This window comes from Aminobacter sp. P4_H6_2, assembly GCF_056400805.1.
In genome coordinates, this window is sequence record NZ_JBFUKO010000722.1 from 1 (window position 1) to 2567 (window position 2567).

At 58.2% G+C, this 2567-nt stretch carries 2 protein-coding genes; one reads left to right on the forward strand and one right to left on the reverse strand.

The genetic code is table 11. The features are described from left to right. A partial coding sequence (locus tag AC1DUU_RS29185) for an alpha/beta hydrolase (RefSeq protein WP_476786813.1) occupies positions 1 to 660 on the reverse strand: 660 nt, incomplete at its 3' end. A gap of 220 nt (positions 661 to 880) precedes the next feature. Between AC1DUU_RS29185 and AC1DUU_RS29190 the strand changes: the two genes are divergently transcribed. After that, the gene (locus AC1DUU_RS29190) at positions 881 to 1885 is read left to right on the forward strand and encodes a helix-turn-helix domain-containing protein (RefSeq protein WP_476786812.1); all 1005 of its coding nucleotides are present in this window, start codon (positions 881 to 883) and stop codon (positions 1883 to 1885) included. Positions 1886 to 2567 lie beyond the last annotated feature (682 nt).

The window sequence follows — 2567 nt, forward strand, 5'->3', positions numbered from 1 at the left end:
GATGGCCATCTGTCGCAAGGATTCAAGCGCAAGCCAGTTGCCCATCGAGTGCGCGAGGATCGAGACCTCCTTCACATCCGGATCGCGCGCCAGATACTGGAACAAGTTTTCCACGGCATTGCGCGTATAGTTCGTGCTTTCGCGATCGTAGCCATAGGCCAAAAGGCTGCCGCGGGACGGCCACGTTGCAAGAACCGGCACACTCCGGGTGCCTGAATCGTGAACAATTTGCGCGAAGCGGAAGACTGCGTCCTCAAATTGATTATTGAACCCGTGGATGAAGACAAGGACGCTACCATCCGGGCTCTTACGTACGTTGGTGTTCAACCACTTTTCAGCCGCCGCGCGGTCCATTTCCTCCGCCTTCAGCGTTGCGAACTCCGTCTTGGGGTTGGGCGGGAGCTTGCGTGGCCAGACGACTTCGCCCGCCTTGCGGGCAACGTCAGGCGGGATCGATACTGTAATGTCCGCAAAGGTTGGACTAAGCGCGCGCTCGCCACTAAACATTTCGCCTCGTTTGGTGGCTCGGGCTCGCGTCGTCGCGATCAACATCTCAACCTGGCTCGCCGACGAGAAGGCTTTGACTGGCTCGAGGACGCCCGTCGGCCGGCTTGCACAAGCAGCGAGCAGAGTAACGACTAGGCAAACGGTCAAAGATATGTACGACCTTGCACTCGCGCCATTGTTGGCGTTCAGGGGTGGGTAGCGCGTCAACTATTCACTCCTGTTTCGACAGAACTGAACTTCAGCGAGCCGCTGGAACAGTACCGTTCGGGTCTTTGCTTGCGCAACGCTTATATTTTACTRCACTAATCAGTATTAGGAATTCCAAACCACTCATTTTGCGCCACAACTGCATCATTTCTGGAGCGTCGCATACATGGCTGAGATCCCTGTCATCTCTAACACCATACTGCATGGCATGCCGGCTTTCATACGCCGTGAAATGGGGCAAAAGGCGCTGTTGCAGGCCAATCGCGCCATCGGCTTCGATCTCGAACTGACCGGGGGAGAGAACTGCTTCATCCCGCACGCGGCGGTGATCGGCTTCGTCGAAGCGGCCGCACGTGCCGCCGGCGAGGCCAACTTCGGCATTCTGATCACTCCGATGATGAATGCTGCCAACTACGGCAGCTTCGGACGCTACGTGTTTGGCGCCGACACCTTGGGGCAAGCCATCGAGCGCGCCATCTTTGGTCTTTGTTACCATAGTACGGTTGATAGGATGTCAGTCGCAACCGTCGGCGACGAGGTACGATACAGCTATGTTTTCGCTTTGGCCGGCCGGCCCGGATACGCCAACACCGCTTGCGCGGCGGCGGGCGTTCTGCTTAGCCTCTTCAGGGCCTATTTGCCCCCAAACTGGCGACCGCTGCGCATCGAGCTTGATACCGATAGGCCAAGCCAGACGGGACTCTTCGATGACGTTTTCCAGTGCCCGGTCCTTTTCGACGCACCCGCGGTGACGGTTGTTACGGAACGCCACCATCTGTCCGCTATGCCGAGGCGCGCTTTGTGGCCGATCGTCACCATAGAGGATTTGGCGCGAGACCGACGAGGCGGTGCTCCACGGGATCTGCTAGACGTTATCATGGAGCACGTCCGCGCGCAGGTTCTCACTGGCCGCGTGTCGATCGACAGTGTCGCGCAATCGATCGACACCAGCGTCAGAACCCTCCAACGTGAACTCAATCGGGCGGGCACCGATTTTCGCAACCTGGCGAGCGCGGTAAGGATTCGGCGAGCTACTGAACTCCTCCGGCACACGAATGGCTCGATCACTCGCGTGTCGGCGGAATTAGGATATTCGTCCCCAGCCAATTTTGCCCGAGCTTTCCGAAAGGCAACAGGCAACGGGCCGCGGGAGTTTCGCTCGAATATATAGCGTTGACGGTACGCCCGCCTACCGTTCGGCAAAGCGAACATCAATTAGCAACGAACCGCGAGCACAACGCCAGTAACAGCACCTGTGCAGCCCCGAGATGAGGCGAAAATCTGCGAGCGCCACCGCACCATCAGGGATTGGTTCCCGCCGCCCACGTAATTTACACACTCACGCTCGCGTCAAGCGCGTTCTGAGCTTACCCGGCACGGTGATGGATCTTGAACCTAACCGGAGTAATTCGTGGACAACCCCCAGCGGTCCAACAAGACGAGACGGGGAAATAAGAACAGTCGCCGTTCATGTCCCCGTTTGTCCTTCGTCGGGACACCCTCGCCATAGCAGCTAGTTGGCGAGGCGGCGACCCCATCGTGCTTAGCCTCGCAGGAACCGACACTGCCCTGAAGGCCCTGCGAGCGTGCCAGCAAAAACAGTAGATGCCACGCTTCGCGGTAGCATGACCGAGTATGAGTGCACTTGGTAGCCAAGGAATCACCGTCCGGCTTTGGGCGGGTAATTCTGTAATGACTGGCATCCCGTTACGTAGCGTTGAGCCGTCGAAACTGGCGCCAACATTCACATCAATGACATGCAAAAATCCGGCTTGTCATCCGGTTCAGACGGTTCCCGTGCGGACGTCGGTTTTGAGGCTGGGAGGGGAGTGGGTTCAGCCAAGGGCGAGCGA